This is a genomic window from Burkholderia sp. BE17 (assembly GCF_009362305.1).
GTDB lineage: Bacteria > Pseudomonadota > Gammaproteobacteria > Burkholderiales > Burkholderiaceae > Burkholderia > Burkholderia pyrrocinia_C.
In genome coordinates this window covers 1-17,778 of the sequence record NZ_WHNU01000070.1, presented here as the reverse complement: position 1 = coordinate 17,778, position 17,778 = coordinate 1, and the positions used below count along the sequence as shown (strand labels likewise).

Below are 17,778 nucleotides of genomic sequence, written 5' to 3'. Positions count from 1 at the left end.
GACGACCGGTTGAATCCACCCAATATGCAAGCCGGAAATTCCGTCAGCGCCTCTGGCGCTATCGGATACAGCAGAGCATGAGCCGTCGAGGAAATTGTTGGGATACTCCCCGATGGAGAGGCTGTTCCGCAGCTTCAAGACCGAATGGCTACCGTCAGTGGGCTACATGTCGGCGCAGGAGGCACACCGGGACATCAGCCACTACCTGATGCACCGGTACAACTGGATACGGCCGCATCAGTTCAATGACGGACTGGCGCCGGCGGTTGCGGAAGAAAAACTTAACGCAGTGTCCGGGATTAGTTGACCACTACACTACGCGGTCGCACTTTCACGGACGAGAGCTTCATCGCGCAGCATCTATCGCTGAACCTGGGCCGGGTGCACGACGACGACATGCGCGATTTGCTCGAGGAGTGGGCGATCCACGAATCCGGTCACCGATACATGCGCCAGGCGGTGTCGTGGCAGTACGACATCCATCACCGCGAGCCGAACAGCAAGGTGTGGGCCGTCAACAGACGCGGCGACCACTACCTCACGCTGCGCACTTCATGACCGACAACGGCCATCTGTCGAGCGGCAGCGAGGAGGTGCGCAAGCACATGGCGCGGCTCTGGCAGTCCGACTGGCGTGCGATCTCCTGGGCGTCGGCGACGACGCTCAGATATGCTGGATAGCAGCGCGCGCTCACCAGCTGGTTCGTGTACTCGGTGGGCACGCTGTAGCGGTTGCGAAGTGGATGAGGCTGGTCGACGACACCTGCAGCGTCTGCTCGACATAGCCGTCGAACGGGCGTGGATTGGGCATCAGCCTGGTGCGCTCGTCCTGCAGCACGTCCTCGACCGTCAGCTCGGGCCACTGCGGGTGCCGCATCTGCCAGACCGGACGACACTGGCCCGCGGCCATTCGTTCAGAATCTCCAGCGTTTCCCAGCGTCGTAGCGCAGCCTCGTGCCAGATCTGGCGGCGCCGGTCCTGCACGTTCTTCTCAACGATGCCCTTCTCCCAGCCGGCGGCACGGTTGCAGAATTCCGGCTCGAACAGGTAATGGCCGCACATTGCCTCGAAGCGGGCGTTGACCGCGCGCTCCTTGCCTCGGCCGACCTTGTCCACGGCGGTCTTCATGTTGTCGTAGATGCCGCGGCGCGGAACGCCGCCAAACGCGGCGAATGCGCGGGCGTGCGCATCGAACAGCATCTCGTGACTCTGGGTCGGATAGGCGACCAGCCAGAACGCCCGGCTGGCATTGAGCTTGACGTGAGCGACCTCCAGGCGTCGCCGCAACCCGCCGATGAAGGCGTATTCGCAGCTCCAGTCAAACTGGAATGCTTCGCCGGGTTCGAAGGCCAGCGGTACATAGGCCTTCCTGCGCGGAGCTTCAGCCTGCTCCTCGTGCCAGCGTCTCACGAAGGCGCTGACGCGGCCGTAGCTGCCGGCGTAGCCCTCGCCGCGGATGGCCTCGAACATGGACTGGGCCGTGCGCCGGTCACGCTTCGGGCGATGACTATCCGCACGCAGCCAGCCCGTCAGCTGCACGGCCCACTCGTCGACGACGCTCGGGCTGACGCGCTTCGGGTACTTCGGCTCAACGGCATCCGTTTGCCGAAGCCAGCTGCGCACCGTGTTCCGGGACAGGCCCGTGCTCCTGGCAATCTCGCGCAGCGGGACCTTCTCGCGGAAATACATCCGCCTGATCTTGGCCAATATGCCCACCGTGATCACCTCTGTATCCCCTGCTCAAAGATTGAGCAGGGCATTCAATCACGTGGGTCAAAATTCGATGAAAATTACTGCCTTAGGTGGGTCAGTTCTGCGTGGACATCAACACTCGCCCTGACAAGCGTCATCCCTACGCGGCAGCCAACGTCGTCGCCACAGACGAAGGCGTGACCGGCACAGATCGCCGCAATGCCTGCGCCCTTTGGCGCAACACCAGAGCCCGGTCAACGCGCGGCATGGCATGCACCCGACTCCCGGTTTCCCGCCCTTGACCCGCGACCGTAGCCGATAGCGGGCAGGCATCAAGGGGCTCGGGACCGTGTTGCCCGCCCCCTCCCTCGCCTTTTTCCTTGACGCCTGCCCGCTATCGGCTCCTCCAGTCGCACGGGCGGGAACCCGGGAGCCTGGCGGCAGCAAAGCCGACCCCGAGTTCCACCGGGAGGTGTCCAGCCGCAACGGCAAGTCACATTCCCTTCGCCCGGTTCAGGTCCTCAACCTTGACTGCGGAGAACTGCCATGCAACTCGCTTCCTCTTTCCGTTACGGCTCCCCGATGCTGCGCGCTGACTCGCCCCTCTCAGACGATCAGATTCGCCGCGTAGCCCCCTCCATTTTCGCGGACGGCAAGCACGAAAGCCGTTCCGAGCGCTACACCTACATTCCCACCATCGAGGTGCTGCGTGGCCTACGTAACGAAGGCTTTCAGCCGTTCATGATCTGCCAAACTCGCGTGCGAGATGAGAGCAAGCGCGAATTCACCAAGCATATGCTCCGGCTGCGCCATGCTGACCAGATCACCGGCGAGGAAGTCGATGAAATCGTGCTTCTGAACTCGCACGACGGCACGAGCAGCTACCAGATGATCGCGGGCACGTTCAGGTTCGTCTGCCAGAACGGCATGGTCGCGGGCTATGACATCGCCGATATCCGCGTGCTACACAAAGGCAACGTCGTTCAGAACGTGATCAACGGTGCGTTCGACGTGCTCGACGGTTTCGACCTGATCCGTGAACAGAAGGACGGCATGCGCGCCGTGACGCTCGACCGCGACGAACAACACGCGTTGGCCCGGTCCGCACTCGCGCTGCGCTATGACCCGACCGACGCTGAGGCGCCCGCGCCCATTACCGAAAGTCAGCTGCTATCCCCGCGCCGCTTCGAAGATCGCCGCGATGACCTTTGGACCGTCTTTAACCGCGTGCAGGAAAACCTCACGAAGGGCGGCCTGCATGGGCGCTCGCGCTCGGGCCGCGCCATGTCCACGCGTCCGATCACCGGCATCGACGAGAACGTGAGGCTCAACCGCGCTCTGTGGATGCTCGCGGACGTCATGCGCCAGACGAAGGCGTAACGACGTGGGGGGCGGCGCACCCACGCTGCCCCGCTTTTCAGCCTTTGCGCCAGAACGCCCGTCGGGTCACGTTCTGACGCATTCGCACCGCACTGGCCCGGCACCCTCTTTCCAACTTTCCGGAGTCGATCATGCAAGCCCAGAATGTCGAAACTGTCAGCACCGCCGCTGACGCCATCGAATCCACAGCCATCCTCGAAACGAACTTCGGCGACGAGCAGCCCGTCGTGACCGTGCCGTATTCGAGCCTGCAACGCTCACCGCTGAACGTTCGCACGAAGCCTCTCGCTGGCATCGCAGGACTGCCGCCAACATCCGCGCGAAAGGGTTGCTGCAAAATCTCGTCGTCCACGAAACCAAAAGCTCGCGCGGGAAACACCGTAAATACGGCGTTTGCGCAGGCCAGCGACGCCAAGCCGCACTCGACCTGCTGTTCGAGCAAAAGCATATCGCCGCCGACTATCCCGTACCCGTTCGGATCGTTAGCGAAGGTGAAGCGCTTGCGATTTCGCTGATCGAGAACAGCGAGCGCGAGGGACTGGACCCCTTCGACGTGTTGCGTGCATACCGGATGCTGGCCGAGGAAGGCCGCAGCGTCGATTACATCGCAGCACTTTTTTCCGCGTCGCCCATTACAGTCAAACGGCGTATGCAACTCGCCAACGTATCGCCCAAGCTGCTTGCGCTGCTGCGCGAGGACGCTATTGCGCTTGACCAACTGTCCGCGCTTGCTGTCGCCGACGACCACGAAACACAGGAACGTCTCTGGTATGAGGCAAACGAGTGGCAGCGTCAGCCGCACCATTTGCGGCAGGCAATCACGCGCGCCGAGATCGACGCGAGCCGAAGCCGTCTCGTGCGGTTCGTTGGCCTTGCGGTCTACGAGGCAGCCGGTGGCTATGTGCGTCGCGATCTGTTCAGTGATGACGAAAATGCGGGCTACATTGCCGATGCCGACCTGCTGCAACGTTTGGTCGCGCAGAAGCTCGATGCCGCCGCCGAGGAAGTCCGCGCCGAAGGCTGGGGCTGGGTTGAAACGCGGGTCGAGCGCGACCTGCTGGAACTGAATCGCTACGGCAAACTGCAACCGGTCCAGCGCCCGTACACCGAGGACGAGCAGCGGGAACTCGACGCGCTTACAGCGCAACGCGATGAACTCGCCGAAAAACTCGACGCACTGTCGGAGGACGATCAAAATGCCTACGAGGAAGCCGAACGCCTCGACCTCGAAATCGAGCGGGCAAATGCCGCAATCGCGGCGATCGAAAGCCGCGCCGTTCTGTGGAATACCGCGCAGATGGCCGAGGCTGGCGCATATATGATCGTCGGCTTGCAGGGCGAACTCACCGTTGAGCGGGGCCTCGTGCGGAGCGAGAACGGCGCTGCGCTGCACGCGGCAGGCACGACCGTCACGGGTATGCCCGCAGCCGACGCCCCCAACAGAGCAGACACGAAGGCTCCGAAGGTCAAACCCCTGCACAGTTCGAAGCTGTGCCAGCGGCTGACCGCGCACCGCGCCGCCGCCATCCATGCCGAACTGGTCGCGCAACCCGCCGTCGCACTGGCAGCGCTGCTGCGGCATCTGATCCCGCAGGCGCTGCCCGAGCACTATGGCTATACGTCCGCGCCGAACTATCTGACACTGTCCGGACAAAACAATCGCGACCGTCTGCTGCACGCGGCAGACGACCTGACCGAGAGCCCAGCATGGAGCGCTATTGAAGCGCAGCGCGCACGGTGGGTCGAGGAACTGCCCGCGAAACGATCCGACCTGCTCCCTTGGCTGATCCAGCAGGACTCCGGCACGACGCTGCTCGATCTGCTCGCCTTCTGTACCGGTACGCTGCTCGACGGCATCGCGAGCGAGGAAAAGCCGCTTGCCGTCAATGCGCTCGCGGATGCGCTCAACCTCGATATGACCAAGTACTGGAAGGCAACTCGCGCCGCGTATTTTGACCATGTCAGCAAGGCCCGCATCGCCGAGGTCGTGTCCGCAGCGGTCTCACCAAAGGCGGCCGCTGATCTCGCAAAGATGAAAAAGGCCGACGCCGCTGCCGCCGCCGAACTGAGGCTCGCCAACGTCGCATGGCTCCCGGAAATCCTCACCGACCGCGACACCCTGGCCATGCCGTCATGGGCTGCCCGCGACGAAGATGAGGACGACGCCGGTACCGGGGAAGATGGCGGCGGTGCAGACGGCAACGACGATGCCGATGCTGAGTCGGATACCAGCGACGGCGACAAGCACGTCAACAACACGCGTTGCCCGGAAGCGCCTTCCGCTACCGACACCCATCAGCCGCCGTGGCCCTTTCCAACTAGCACTACACTGAACTCGGCGCAAGCTGACTCGCGCACCGCGTAACATAGCCACAATGCCTCAGTGCGCGACAGAGCAGACGGCAGCGCCCCTTACGGCCTGCCGTCTGCCTGCCGGAGCTGCACTGCGCGACAGTCCGCGCCTGCCACATGGCATCTGATCCACCAGCCTGCGCCCGAGGCTACAACCAGTAGCAGGCAAAGCACGGCACACCCAGCCACCAATAACCGATGCATCGATCGCGCGAAACCTTTTTCCATTCGGGTCGCCATTGCCTCCACCCGCGCCGCCGACGCCTCGACTGCCATTTCGAACGTGCTAATGGTGTCGTCCAATCGCTCACGTTGCTCGCGTGCTGAAGTCGCCACCGCACCAATCAGCCTGTTGCCTGCCGCGCTCGATACGCGATGTGACATGCGTTCGATCAAGGCCGTCATCGCCGTCTCATTCACGCTCGCCAGCGCTGCCCGATACCCCGCCTCGTGTTCCTGTATCAGGTTTTCCGCCAATTGGATCGTTGCCTTGCATCGCTCGAGCGCATCCTGATGTTGCTGCATCAATGCTTCGGTCGCACCGCCGACTTCCCGGCGCGCGGCTTCGAGGCTTCCCTCGCTGGCCCATCGGATACGTTCGGGCATAGCCTCGTACAACCGTGCGTAGTATTCGAGAACCGCAATCATCGCCCATAGCGCGTCGTTGTCACGTAGATTCAGAGCGCCGGACACCCGGCGCATGCGAGCCAGGCTGGCTTCGTCAGGAACATCGCCCGACACCTCGCGAAATAGGCGGATGAGCGGATCGATGGGCCTCGACCGCCTATTGCTCATGGTCCGGGCCATCGGTGCTGATCACCTTGTAAAACATGGCGTCGCACAACTCACGCCAGCGGAACAGCTCCGCGCGCTGACCGATTTGCATGGTCTCGGTCGCCTTGCGAATCGAGATACGTTGACTGCGCAGCTCGTCGGCAACGCGATCGGCAAGGTCAGGAAAATCAAGCGAACGGCCCTTCGTTTCGATCGATTTACGAAGCTGCGACTCTTGATACAGCGCGAACTTGTCGGGCGTGCCGAAGTAACCGTTGCGCACGACGTGCGTCACTGTATCGGGGAACGTCTGCCCGAAGATGTGCAGCAACTCTAAACTGTCGCGCTGCCTGTTGATGACCCACAGCACGACGAGTTGTCGCTCCAGTTCGTCAAGCGTTCGGGCCAGTGTCCCACCGTATCGGGCCACTCCCGTCTGATTGCGCGCTGCCGTGTTCACGATCACGGCAGCGCCCCGGTGCATATCGCAAAAGTTGACGAAGCCGATCCAGCCATCCGCATCGTCGAGGTCATACGCCGCGCACTTCACCTCATCCCGAAGCGCTTTCATGACATCAGGATTGGACGTATCCGTTTCGACCAGAACGGCGTGGGTGTCCCGCCGCTGCAGGTGATCGGCGAGAGCAAGCGTCACCATGCTTTTGCCAACGCCGCCCTTGCTACCGCCGACCAAGTATATGGGTTGGGTCGAATCCATGGTCAATCTCCTACAGGTTCTCAATATCAGGCCTGATCTCACAGGAGAACGCGTCCTGAATCTGCATTGATCCCGGCTGACTTACGCCCCTTTCCCGTTGCTGTCGTGTATCGTCACGCACATTTCCTGCGCGCTTTTCTGCTTTCTTTCGACCCGACGGCGGTTGTCCTCTACCCCTGCCTCGCGTATCGGTTGCCTCGGAGATCTCATCGGAAGGCGCTGGACGATACAACGCATATTTGATCGCGCCGATGCTGACGTCGATCCCCTTCCGCCCAGCCTCCTGGACGATCTCTTCGAGCGTATAGCCCTTCGCCTGGGTCGCTGCAATCTGCACGCGCTTCTCTTTCATCGCGTCGCTGACCGTGATGCGTTGCTCGTTCCGGGGTTTCTCGGGCAATGCTTCCAGCGTACGGAAAAAGTCGTCCCACTGCGCCCGCGTATAGCTCTTTGCACCCCGCACGATTCGCTCCCATACGTCACCTTCTCGATCATCATGCGAATCAATAAAAGGCGCGTCAATACCCTGTCCGGCGCGCGTTCAGCAGTTTCGGAAACGATTGGAACGCTTCGGAAATAGACGGAACAGAAAAATTTTTTGTGAGGCTTTTGCGAGCGAACAACTTCGAAGATCGAGGCGCGCAGGCGGAACGGGCGGTTCCGCAAACTACCGCACGGTCGTCAGCAAACCAAAGGCACTGCAAGCCGCGAACTACGGTCGCCGAACCTGCAACAGCGACGGACGAAGCCGACCAACGCCAGCGTTCGCACTCGCAGACGTTATGGCGCACCGATATAGACTGATTAACCGCACATCGCAAACCGAGCCGCTGGAGCGAGCCGACATCTGGCTGCAACCAGTCAAACTGTGACTGCCGATTGAAGCGACGCGAGGGAGCGCCCTTCTCAGTTTCGCGGCCCGGAACTCACGAACTGTAGCGCCAAAGGGAACGAACTCACAGTGTCGACCTCACGAGCTTGACCCGACCGGCCGTCTGCACAGACCTGTGACGCGAGCCGACCTTCTGCCGAAGGCTAGCAGAATTGCGAGGACGACCTCGGAGACTCGAAGGGCCGACCTCACGGAAAGCATCCAACTAAGCAACGGGAAAACGCTATTGCAAAAGTGATGGCAGGATAGGCTACCGCCGGTTTTGGGCGCCATTGCGACGCTCCTCGAAAACCAAGGCCGGTCCGATGTCCCAAATTTTTTCTAGATCAACGCCTGCAGCGCGCGCTACCAAGCACTCCAACGTTGTTCACCTCCGTCCATAGCTTCGCTCATAGCGAGACCTGAGCTCTTCAGCATAGGGAGATTCGCTGAACAACGACCCACTAAAATTTTTCGACGTCCAAACTTTCCGTTCTTGGCCTATCCGTCTATATTGGAATGCTGGTCAGCCGACTCATCACATTCCGCTCCGGATCCGTTCATGTCGGCAAAGGAGGCGCCCCAATAGCGGCCACGTTCTGGAGGAATGTTCCGTGGAATTTCTCAAACTTGCGATCATCTTTGGTATCGTCATCACGATTGCAAAGGGCATTCAGCTTTTTAGTCGTCACTCGCGACGCCAGTACGGTTACAGTTTCTTCACGGCACGTGGGTTTTGGCTTGCCGCAGTCGGTATTAATCTCACATGGTGGGGATACGTCGGATGGGGAACCGCACTACTGCATCACGAACCGACGTGGGCGGGTCTCGTCCTCATGGCAATGGGGCTTGCGGCAGTCATCCGGTTGATCTACGAAAACGTCAGGAACACGGCACCCAAATACGGTGTTCCGGGGTCGATCCTGCAGCTTGTGCTGTTTTTTCCGGTGGCAGTCTACGGCATCCCGCTTCTCGCGATCACGTTCCTGTTTCTGCTTGTCGTGACATTTAAGGCTGGACCAGCGTGGTTTTCCGATCGGGAATGAACCCAACGCTGTGACCATCAACGTTCCACGTCCTGCCTGGCGCCGCCGGAACGCTCTACCGTATCTGGCACCTGAAGATCCGACTTCTCGCCTCTATCATTCGGCTCACGCCCTACCATTGGTCGATTTCGTTGTACCGGCATGGACCCGACAAAGTACGCCATTTCAACGGCCATCGCGCGATCCTCGCGCACGCTCGACCTCGCCATCGCGTAGGCGATTTCTCGCCAGGCGGTAAATACGCCACCTTGCGCGACCCATACTGCATCGCGCTGAGCATCGGTTGGCATTGATTTCCAGTACCTCGGCGTTTCTCCACGCGCGACCATATGGACGACGGGCTGCTTCGGGTAGCGCTGCGTCACGCCACGCACACGCTGAGGCGTCGCATTCGCCTCGACACCGTGCTCACGCAGTTTCTCCGCAAAACGCTCACGCCATCGCTGAAGATCCTTGTGGCGGGGATTCAGGCGATGGCCATCCGGACCACGTACCTGCACGCTCAGATGCACATGCGGATGTGCTTCGTCGTTGTGCGCGGCGAAAACGTATGCCCTGCCGTCACCGAACTCAAGTGCCGCGAAATCTCGCGCCGCATCGCGCACTGCTTTCCGATCCGTTCCCGGTGGCATCGACAGCAGGATGTTGAAAGTCTCGCGCCGCTTGCTGGTCTCGGGGATGCCCCATCCGCCAAGTTGCCAAGTCTTCACGAGATCGCTCAGCGCATCCTTGCCTTCAATACGGTCACCGTTCTGATCTTCCAGTTCGATTCTGCCGTTACGAGAGATGTAGCGCAGATGTCGACGCACGGCTCCCATGCCCTGCGCACTCGCCGCTTTGTTGGTGATCTTGATCATCACTTCCGGCGAGCGCTTGAGCGTGCGGGCGACCTGCGCGCGCATGCGCGCGGCGGCGTTGCGAATACCCACATGTGAGAGTCGCGACGCTTGCGCGTGCCGTAGCGGATCATGAAACAGGCGGTCGCCCCAGTTAACGAGCATTGCATCGATGTAGATTTTCGAGTATGGCATGTCAGCGGCTCCATCGATCGAGGTTCGCACGCATGATCGCGGCCGCCGTACGAAGGTGTTCGTCAACGCGCTTTCGCAATTCCGCCCATTCGGACATCAAATCTCGAGGCACGGGTTCGGTTTCGTCGGCACGTGCAAGTTGACCCAACAAACGGGCGATCTCAGCAAGTCGCTGGTTTGATACGAACAGTGCACTCAATTCGGGCTCGCCCAATTGCGGTTCCCGGGTCAATTGCGCCCGAACCAGCGACACGACCCAGCGATTACTGTGCAGGCCCATTGCTGCGGCGCACCGCTCAACCGCGTTCAGTTCCACACTGGTCAGTCGGATTTCGATGCGATGACGCGGCTCCCCAACGACCGGTCGAGGCAGGCGCCGCATGGTCGTACTGGATTCGCCGTCCGCATCGTCACGGATAGCCGTTGCGATCAACTGACGCACACCCTCGCCCGCCGTCACACCTCGGCGAGCACACCAGTCGTCCCAGCGCCATCTGATGGCCCCGAGTTCAACGCACAAGCGCTCGCGCACGACCACGACTCACCTCAGCGAGACGGTGATGATGGCGACGGCTCGGATGGCGCGCGCTCGATCTCGCGGCTAGGCGTGCGTTCGGCAGCCTGATGCTTACGACGATCCCGACCCGATGGCGCACTCGGATCGAATACCTTTGGCGTCGGGACCGGAATGCCCTCGTGCTGGAACGCCGCCAGCATGCGTTCAGCGTGCTGCCGCACACGGGTAACGGAGCGCTCGCTGAAACCCTGTTCGCGCATGGCGGCCGCGAGCACGGCCACATGCAATGCCCGTTCGCTGCCCAAATGGCGCGCATCGTGACTGCCGTGCACCGCGGTCTCCTCGACTGGAGCACCGAGTGAGTCTATAGACCGGACGTCGTCATCCCGCGGATAGTTCGGCTTCTGTGAGGCTGCAACGTCATGGCCCCGCTGCACGATCTCCACCTGCCAGGTATTGCGATGCACGACCTTCTCGTCTTCACCGATCACCCTTCCTTCCTCATTCAGGATCGGCATTCGCACGGTGACGAGGCGTTTGCCGAGATTTTCGAGTATCACCTGCTGCCCGATCTGGGCACTCGCCTCGCGCACCGCACGTTCGAGATCCACACCCCACACGACCTGATCAACGCCCGCCTCATCGCGAAACACGACGTAGTACGAGTCGCTGCGCGCTGGATTGTGCTGATACGGGGCGCCACCATGCTCACGCAGTTCTCCAACGTATCGCCGCAGGAGATCGGCCTCGTCGTTTGCAGCACTCTGGCTGCCTTCAGGAATAGGCGGTTCCGACGCCGACACACGGACCGCTGTGGATGGAGAGTTTGGATCGCCATTCGCACCTACGTCGACTCGCGGTGCGCTTGAAGCCATAGTTGAATTATCTGCGCGAGCCAGCGCGCTCGTGGCAGTTGGCGCCCCGACTTGCGCAACCACCTCGATGCGATTGTCCAACCGCGCCTGCCGCGCATCGGTCAGACGCGCCAGATCTGCGGCTTTCGGCTCGTAGCCGCTCACCTCAATACCAAGCAGCGTGCCCTGCAACCACGCCTCGCTACGAAACACCTCGTGGCCCGACACACGAATGCGCCGCCACGATTTCGCGTGCACCATGTCAATCATCGACTCGACCACATCCGGCCGGTTGTGCTCGGTGACGAGGTATGGCCCCAGATCTTCGAACGCGAGCTGATACGGCGCGTCCTTCAGGAAATACTGGTTGCCCGCCCGCAAGTAACGCTTGCGTACGCGTTCGGGCGGTTGGTCGAGCGGCACACCAAACAGATCCGTGTCGGCCAGCGTCCCGCTCGGCGAGCGAGTCTCCGCCTTCTGCAGCGTGGTGGCATCGTCACGGATTGCCTGCTCTCGCAATCTCGCTCGGGCGGCATCGAATTCACGCCGGCGCCGAGCAGATACGGCTGCTAGTGCAGCCGATTCCAGCCTGCCCCGACGTTCGTCCGACGCAGCCGGTCCGCCACTGTTGACCGGCAAATCCTGTTCGATCACGTTGATAGCCGGACCGGCTTCGTCCGCGGAGGTTCTCAGAGCCATGTGGCACCTCGCATTCTAGAGATCGGCATTGAATGTCGGCGCGATGCCGGTATCCTTTATCGGTCGGGCATTGAACCGGCTTCGCGAGACGCTTCCTGTTCCCGCGACTTCTCGAGGGCGACCGCACGCGCTTCGCGGATGCGCATCCAAGACCTCGCCTGCAATTGATCGAGCATCCCCTCCAGATTGGGGCTGTAATTCAACTCACGTGCCGACTTCTTCAGCGAACCGACCATACGTTCCAGCAGATCGCGCGCCCGGTCCCACGGATAGACCTTCGCCTGGTCGCCGTCATAACCCACTTGCAACTCGGATCCGTTCAACCGGGCGTTTTCATCCATCAATTTCAGACGATCGGACACGAACGTCATCCGATCTTTGCGATGGAACACGACACTGCGTGTCGCGACCTGCTGGATCAGATAGTGTTCCGTATTGAACACCTCCCCCCTATAGGGGCCACCGTTTTCGCGCGGTGTGCCCAGCCTCAGCGGTGAGCCAAACCGATGCTCCGCCAACGCCTTGACCTCGTTCGGAACGTCACCCACGCCGAACAACGGCTCGCCGATTGACGGACGCGTCGACGCAAATCGAGGTGGATCGGCAGCCGATGGCGCCGCAACGGGCAGAGTGTCAGGCGGAGCATCCACCGAGGGTGATGCCGAGCCAGATGCACGATCCGTTGCCGGCGCATCCGGCGTCGCCTGTTTCGGTGCACCGCGCTTTGAGGACCGGCGACGCGACGTACCGTCATCTTCTGCCACCAGCTTTTCCTTGACGTTGCTCACTTTTCCGCCCTCCTCATGCTCATTGAGCTCAACCACGGTCACGCCGGATTCGGTGGAGATTTCCAATTCACCATCCGCCCTTACAACAGAACGCACCATGGCGCGCAGGTATTCGCCGACTGCTTCTCGTCCGCTCAGCACCACCATGTCGCTGAAGTCGTTCGGCACCCTATCGTGGATACGCGCATCTGCGGCGAATCGTGGCCAAACCAGATGCGCCCTCGCATCTTCCGCCGCACGCCGCGCCTGCGCCTCGCCACTACCCAGTTCACCTAGCACGATCAGTTCCGCGATGGGATACTGTTCACGCAAGCTCTGCGCCACCAGCCCCAGGTTCCCGCTGGACAGCGCCGCCGTCGCGAACCAACCAGTGGCTCTTGAAGCCGCCAATGCCGTCGCCATACCTTCCGCAATCAGAACCCGCGAGGGTGCGCTGGCCGGAACCCATATCGGCTCCGTCGTCCAATAACCCCCTCGCTTCACGCCGCCAGCCAAGGACGATTTGCGCCCGTGTTCGTCGATCAGTTCGAGCGTCGAGATCGATCCATTCCAAACAGGCACAATCAAAACACGTCCATTCAGCGGTACTTCCTCGCTGGCCGGCAGGTAGCCGAGCAGCGCACGCAGTTCGAGTGCATCGAGCTCGCGCAGCGTGTATGTAGGTTCAAGGCGCTTACGCACAAGATAGGGATGGTCCGGGCCGACTGGCCTAGCCCACTGCCAGATCGATGCGGCCTCGTGGGCAACAGCTGCGTGACGTGCTTGCAGTTGAGCCTCCTCCCGTGCGCGCTGAGCCAACACCTCGGGTGACGCCGCCAGTACGGCGGTCATGCGATCCGGATAATTCGCCCGCTTCAGATCGAAGCCGTGCTGACGCGCCTGCCAGAAAAGCGTAGCGAGTGTCTTGCCACCCGATGCACTGGCCGAGCGCCATGTGGTTCTGGCCGCACGCTCGTTGTAGTTGGCGGCCGTCCGGCTCCACGCGTCCCAGATTTCAAAGCCTTCGTCGCCGAATCCTTGCTTGAGCGCGAACGCCATGTCGACCCAGGTCTCGTAGTCGTCGGCCGGAATCACGGCAAGCGCTGCACGTGCGCGGTCCACATCATCCACATAGGATGTCGTCATTGCCGGGCTCCCACGACTGGCGGACCGCTCACGGCTGCCTGACGCGCCGGCTCAACAAAATCGAGCTCAGCCACATCAAGATCGTTCACGCTAAGGCAACGTCTCGCCTGCCCAACCTTACTGACCGGCACGCCCAGCAGCATGAAATGCCGCTCCACGTAGGCCACAGCCTCCTCCTCGCTGATGTCGGCAAGATTCGGCGGCAGATCACGCGGATTCCACCCCTGCAATACTTCCAGGTACTCGTGCGGAAGATGGATGAGCTCCGCCCCCTCCGGGTCGAGTTCATCAGGATGCAAGTCGCGCAATCGGCGCTCGACCACCGCAGAGAAATGCGCCATGTTCAGGGCGGGCACGGACGGCGCGGGCACAACGCGGGAGGCGAACTCGGGATCGCGCCAATAGCAAATCTTGTCGGCCAGAATCGGCTTGGTGTTTTCGAGCAGGATGATTTCCTTATCTCGCTCCAGTTCCTTCAACTCCTGCGGCAGCAGCAACGGCCGGCGCTGTTCGGATACGCTTTCGCTCGAGCCACCCCGGCCGCCGAAGAATGCATGGGGGCGGCTCACACTGCGCGACTGGTCGGTGAACGTACCGAGCATTTCCGAGTATTCGTTCGCGTCCTTCTGCTCGCGCGGCGCATAGAGGATCTGCATCGCGTGGTTCGTGATGATGGTACGGGCATCGGATCGCCCGTAAACGGATTCGAATTGCGCGATTGATTGCACGATCGACAGCACGCGCAGGTTGAAGCCCGGCATATAGGCAATAGCGCGCGGAAGAATGTGGATCTTTCCGATCGCCGTCATCTCGTCGAACAAAAGCAGGCACTGAAACTTGAGCGTAGGATCGGCTTCGGGCAGCTGCTTCGTGTTCAAGTTGATAATCTGCGAAAAGAGCAGGTTCACGATAAAGGCTGCTTCCGACAGATGATCGGGTGTGACACCGATATAGATGGAAATACGTCGGCGCCGCAGATCACGCGGATCAAAATCGTTCGCGCTCGTTGCTGCGTCGACAATCGGATTGGCCCAGATCGTCAGCGGCGCATTGAAGGTCGCCAACACGCTCGCCAGCACCTTGTCGTCATTGGACAGAAAGCGATTTAGCGCATCTACGCACTGTCCCGAGAGCAAGCCGCGATGCCGGACCAGCGCTCGCTGCAAGTATGTTTTGACCGGCATGCCATTGCCCGACGACTGCCGCAGCACTTCTCCCATCGTGACGGGAAAATCGGGAATCGACGCATCCTTGCCGGCCCGGTGCGCATCGCGCCATTCGCACAGCAGAAGCACGATGCCGAGGAACAGATTTCGCGCCTGGTCTTTCCAGAAATCGTCGTGGCCGCCTGGTGGATACAGCGCATAGCCGATCGCGAGAATGTCGCCCACCCGGAATAAGCCATCGGAGATCGCCGACAGCGGGTTGTAGCGGTGTGTCCGGCCATCTTCGGCAAACGGATTGAACAGATACACATCCTGCCCATTCGCGCGGCGGAATCCGGCTGTAGCCGCATAGTTTTCCTGCTTGATGTCGAGCACCACCACCGAATCCGGAAAGGTGAGGAGATTCGGGATCACCACGCCGACACCCTTGCCGGAACGGGCAGGTGCAGCAAGCAGCACAAACTGCTGACCTGCAAACCGCAGATAGCGACCGCGCCATATCCCCACAACAATCGCAGGCGGTGCATTGAGGTGGGCGTGCGTCGTCATAGCAGGCCCGCCTGCCGGATTTCCGACTCGTTCGCAAAGCGCGCACTGCCATAGAGCCGACGTCGACGCGAGCTCGCCCATAGCGCATGGACGCCGAATACCGGACCACCCAAGGACACGAGTACGCCAAACAGCGCCGCCCCCACGAGCTTGCGCCCGATGTTCGGCATCATTCCGTCTCGCCACATCAGCACCGCTTCGATCCCGCCCCACAGTCCCGCATGTAACGGATTAATGTGCAGGCTGGCATAGAGGAGGAACGACGCGAGCCAGAGCGACGCGGCCAATCCGACCATCAAGCAAGCTAGCGCGACCATGGTCACTAGAGCTGTCCGAACATGCTGGCGCAGAGACGAAGACGAATCATCCATGGTCGCCTCCTATACAAACACGGTGCGCGCCTTGCGCCCCGGATCGAACCAGACTTCAGTCATGCCCCAGCGCCTGCCTGTCTGTTTGCCGTCTGGGTCGAACACCGGGTGTGATTCCATGTGTGCGACGACGTCGACTGTCAGGAACAACAATCTCTTGAGTGCGGCATCGTCCCAGGCAGCAGCCTCCGGATGCTCCTTTGCCATCAGCGCGAACCGCTCGATCGCGACGGTCGCATTGGGTGCGTGATAGCTCGTGATTGAGCCTGCATGTCCTGTCGTCAAAAGCTTCAGGAAATCGTAGGCTTCGGCACCGCGCAATTCCGGCAGCAGCACACGGTCCGGGCGCATGCGCATCGCACTCGCGATCAGGTCTGCGGGCGTCACCTGCGCTTGGCCATGCCCTCCTTTGCTGTACTGCAAATGCACGCAGTTCTCGATGTGCCGGATGAACAGTTCCCGAACGTCCTCGATCGTCACGATCCGCTCGGTCGCTGGAATCGAGACGCACAGTGTCTTCATGAAGCTGGTCTTGCCTGACCCTGTATTGCCAACCACCGCGATGTTGAGTCTGCTCGTGACAGCGCGTTCGAAGAATGCGACCCAATCATGCTCTTCCAGGCGCTGGACGAGCTTCCGGTCTTCGGCGCGCAAGGACGGCAGCGCTGAATCGAGTCCGTCCGGCCTGCGCCATACCGTATCGTCGAACAACCCCTCGTCGCGACATGCATCGAGCGTCTTTTCGTCTGGGGACGGACGGCGAATCGTGACCGACACCGTCCGAGCCGGCACGACCGGCGGAACCACGATCTGGATACGCGCGTCGTCCGGCAACAGCGCCGACAGAATCGGATGCTGCGCCGATACTTCCTGGTTGGTCAGGGTGGCCACCGACACCGCGAATGACATCAGCCGGTCGAAATCGAGATCGGCGTAATCGTGGCCGTGCCAACCGACCGAGTTCTCGGTCAAAACGCGCTGCGGCCGATTGATCACCAGTTCAGTCACGTCGGGATCGTCGAGCAGCGGTGCGAACGGTCGCATCAGTTCGCGCACGGATGCGTCGTCGGGTAACCGAGCGAGCACCGCGTCGCGCGAGGCATCTGGCTGGTGCGAGCGAATCATCATCGCGTACCCTCCGGCTGCAGGGCATACACCGATCCGAAGTCGAGATCGCGCGCAATCACGATCGTGAACTCCGTGCCCTGATTCTGGGTGAGCGTCGGCGGGATACCGATCGTGCTGTCGAGCACACGCGTGGCCATGTCGTTGCCCTGCTGTTGTGTGCTCTGGAACACCACCGATCCGTTGGTGTTGCCGCCGCGCGTCGACAGATAGCCGATCGCGTCCTGGGCAATGCCAAGCAGCATTGCGGCGCCGATGCGTTGACTCCAGTGATTGTCCACGTAGCCGTCGATGCCCATGCGGCCGAGTGCGTCGGCCGCCGGCGAATCGATCTCGACCGTGACACCGTTGGGTGTCTTGATACGGGCCGACAGCACGAATACCCGCTTCTGTCCCGGAGACATGTTCGAGCGATACTGGCTGTTGATCTGCGAACCCCGCTCAATCAGCACGACGTGGCCGTCGTCGGAATACACGTTCTTGGTCACCGTGCAAGTCGACAAGCCAGCCTCGGTCGAATCAAACGCCGTATCCCCCGCGCAGTCGATCTTGGCGCCCTGCGCAAGCACCAGGCTCCGATTGCCGAGCGTCCCGGCCTGAACACGCGGTGTCACGGTCGGCATCAGCGCCTGGGCGAGCCCGCCCCCCATCGACCCCGAACCTTGAACTGACGCGCCTGCACCGCCGTTTACGCCGGCGGTAAGCGGGAAAGGTGCACCAC

13 protein-coding genes and 4 pseudogenes are annotated in these 17,778 nt (G+C 61.4%); 5 read left to right on the top strand and 12 right to left on the bottom strand.

The genetic code is table 11. From position 1 onward, the window contains the following. Positions 1-20: 20 nt before the first annotated feature. Together GD429_RS38270 and GD429_RS38265 are read left to right on the top strand one after the other, a co-directional pair. A pseudogene (locus GD429_RS38270) lies at positions 21-307 on the top strand (integrase core domain-containing protein); the annotation flags it as partial. Positions 308-324: 17 nt separating this feature from the next. Continuing rightward, positions 325-680: pseudogene (locus GD429_RS38265) on the top strand (SpoVR family protein); the annotation flags it as partial. Here the strand turns inward: GD429_RS38265 and istA are convergent. Beyond that, a pseudogene (istA, locus tag GD429_RS38260) lies at positions 632-1,715 on the bottom strand (IS21 family transposase); the annotation flags it as partial. The pseudogenes GD429_RS38265 and istA overlap by 49 nt on opposite strands. Before the next feature lie 522 nt (positions 1,716-2,237). Here istA and GD429_RS38255 point away from each other — a divergent pair. Both GD429_RS38255 and GD429_RS38250 read left to right on the top strand, forming a co-directional pair. Next, a complete protein-coding gene (locus tag GD429_RS38255; RefSeq protein WP_152865166.1) occupies positions 2,238-3,071 on the top strand; it encodes a DUF932 domain-containing protein in 834 nt (277 codons plus the stop codon). A 131-nt stretch (positions 3,072-3,202) separates the two neighbouring features. After that, positions 3,203-5,436: pseudogene (locus GD429_RS38250) on the top strand (ParB N-terminal domain-containing protein). Positions 5,437-5,483: 47 nt separating this feature from the next. On the opposite strand, the gene GD429_RS38245 reads toward GD429_RS38250, so the two are convergent. The 3 genes from GD429_RS38245 to GD429_RS38235 are packed head-to-tail and all read right to left on the bottom strand — an operon-like array spanning position 5,484 to position 7,378. Then, a complete protein-coding gene (locus tag GD429_RS38245; RefSeq protein WP_227792143.1) occupies positions 5,484-6,230 on the bottom strand; it encodes a hypothetical protein in 747 nt (248 codons plus the stop codon). Next, a complete protein-coding gene (locus tag GD429_RS38240; protein WP_152865164.1) occupies positions 6,208-6,915 on the bottom strand; it encodes a P-loop NTPase in 708 nt (235 codons plus the stop codon). Before GD429_RS38240 ends, GD429_RS38245 begins: the two co-directional genes overlap by 23 nt. A gap of 10 nt (positions 6,916-6,925) precedes the next feature. Continuing rightward, on the bottom strand, positions 6,926-7,378 hold the full coding sequence (locus tag GD429_RS38235) for a hypothetical protein (protein ID WP_321575128.1): 453 nt from the start codon (positions 7,376-7,378) through the stop codon (positions 6,926-6,928). Positions 7,379-8,400: 1,022 nt separating this feature from the next. Between GD429_RS38235 and GD429_RS38230 the strand changes: the two genes are divergently transcribed. Beyond that, positions 8,401-8,832, top strand: coding sequence for a hypothetical protein (locus GD429_RS38230; protein ID WP_321575127.1), 432 nt, complete (start codon positions 8,401-8,403; stop codon positions 8,830-8,832). A gap of 17 nt (positions 8,833-8,849) precedes the next feature. On the opposite strand, the gene GD429_RS38225 is transcribed toward GD429_RS38230, so the two are convergent. The 8 genes from GD429_RS38225 to virB10 form a co-directional block, all read right to left on the bottom strand. Continuing rightward, positions 8,850-9,863: a relaxase/mobilization nuclease domain-containing protein gene (locus GD429_RS38225; protein ID WP_152865161.1), complete on the bottom strand. Its 1,014-nt coding sequence runs from the start codon at positions 9,861-9,863 to the stop codon at positions 8,850-8,852. 1 nt (position 9,864) lies between these two features. Continuing rightward, positions 9,865-10,401, bottom strand: a complete 537-nt coding sequence (locus tag GD429_RS38220) for a plasmid stabilization protein (RefSeq protein WP_321575126.1) — start codon at positions 10,399-10,401, stop codon at positions 9,865-9,867. An 8-nt stretch (positions 10,402-10,409) separates the two neighbouring features. Further along, complete coding sequence (locus GD429_RS38215) at positions 10,410-11,933, bottom strand: LPD7 domain-containing protein (RefSeq protein ID WP_152865159.1); 1,524 nt, start codon at positions 11,931-11,933, stop codon at positions 10,410-10,412. Between the two features lie 56 nt (positions 11,934-11,989). After that, a complete protein-coding gene (locus GD429_RS38210) occupies positions 11,990-13,846 on the bottom strand; it encodes a PriCT-2 domain-containing protein (protein ID WP_152865157.1) in 1,857 nt (618 codons plus the stop codon). After that, the gene (locus GD429_RS38205) at positions 13,843-15,561 is read right to left on the bottom strand and encodes a type IV secretory system conjugative DNA transfer family protein (RefSeq protein WP_152865155.1); all 1,719 of its coding nucleotides are present in this window, start codon (positions 15,559-15,561) and stop codon (positions 13,843-13,845) included. Before GD429_RS38205 ends, GD429_RS38210 begins: the two co-directional genes overlap by 4 nt. Then, a complete protein-coding gene (locus tag GD429_RS38200) occupies positions 15,558-15,932 on the bottom strand; it encodes a hypothetical protein (protein WP_152865153.1) in 375 nt (124 codons plus the stop codon). The genes GD429_RS38205 and GD429_RS38200 overlap by 4 nt, the downstream gene beginning before the upstream one ends. 9 nt (positions 15,933-15,941) lie before the next feature. After that, positions 15,942-17,060, bottom strand: coding sequence for a P-type DNA transfer ATPase VirB11 (gene virB11, locus GD429_RS38195; RefSeq protein WP_152865151.1), 1,119 nt, complete (start codon positions 17,058-17,060; stop codon positions 15,942-15,944). After that, positions 17,057-17,778 (bottom strand): type IV secretion system protein VirB10 (gene virB10 / locus GD429_RS38190; protein ID WP_227792141.1); only part of this gene is annotated, 722 nt, incomplete at its 5' end. The genes virB11 and virB10, both read right to left, overlap by 4 nt.

Coding starts and splice junctions, on each gene's coding strand:
- GD429_RS38255 (WP_152865166.1), top strand. CDS start 2,238: ATGCAACTCGCTTCCTCTTTCCGTTACGGCTCCCCGATGCTGCGCGCT.
- GD429_RS38245 (WP_227792143.1), bottom strand. CDS start 6,230: ATGGCCCGGACCATGAGCAATAGGCGGTCGAGGCCCATCGATCCGCTC.
- GD429_RS38240 (WP_152865164.1), bottom strand. CDS start 6,915: ATGGATTCGACCCAACCCATATACTTGGTCGGCGGTAGCAAGGGCGGC.
- GD429_RS38225 (WP_152865161.1), bottom strand. CDS start 9,863: ATGCCATACTCGAAAATCTACATCGATGCAATGCTCGTTAACTGGGGC.
- GD429_RS38215 (WP_152865159.1), bottom strand. CDS start 11,933: ATGGCTCTGAGAACCTCCGCGGACGAAGCCGGTCCGGCTATCAACGTG.
- GD429_RS38210 (WP_152865157.1), bottom strand. CDS start 13,846: ATGACGACATCCTATGTGGATGATGTGGACCGCGCACGTGCAGCGCTT.
- GD429_RS38205 (WP_152865155.1), bottom strand. CDS start 15,561: ATGACGACGCACGCCCACCTCAATGCACCGCCTGCGATTGTTGTGGGG.
- GD429_RS38200 (WP_152865153.1), bottom strand. CDS start 15,932: ATGGATGATTCGTCTTCGTCTCTGCGCCAGCATGTTCGGACAGCTCTA.
- virB11 (WP_152865151.1), bottom strand. CDS start 17,060: ATGATGATTCGCTCGCACCAGCCAGATGCCTCGCGCGACGCGGTGCTC.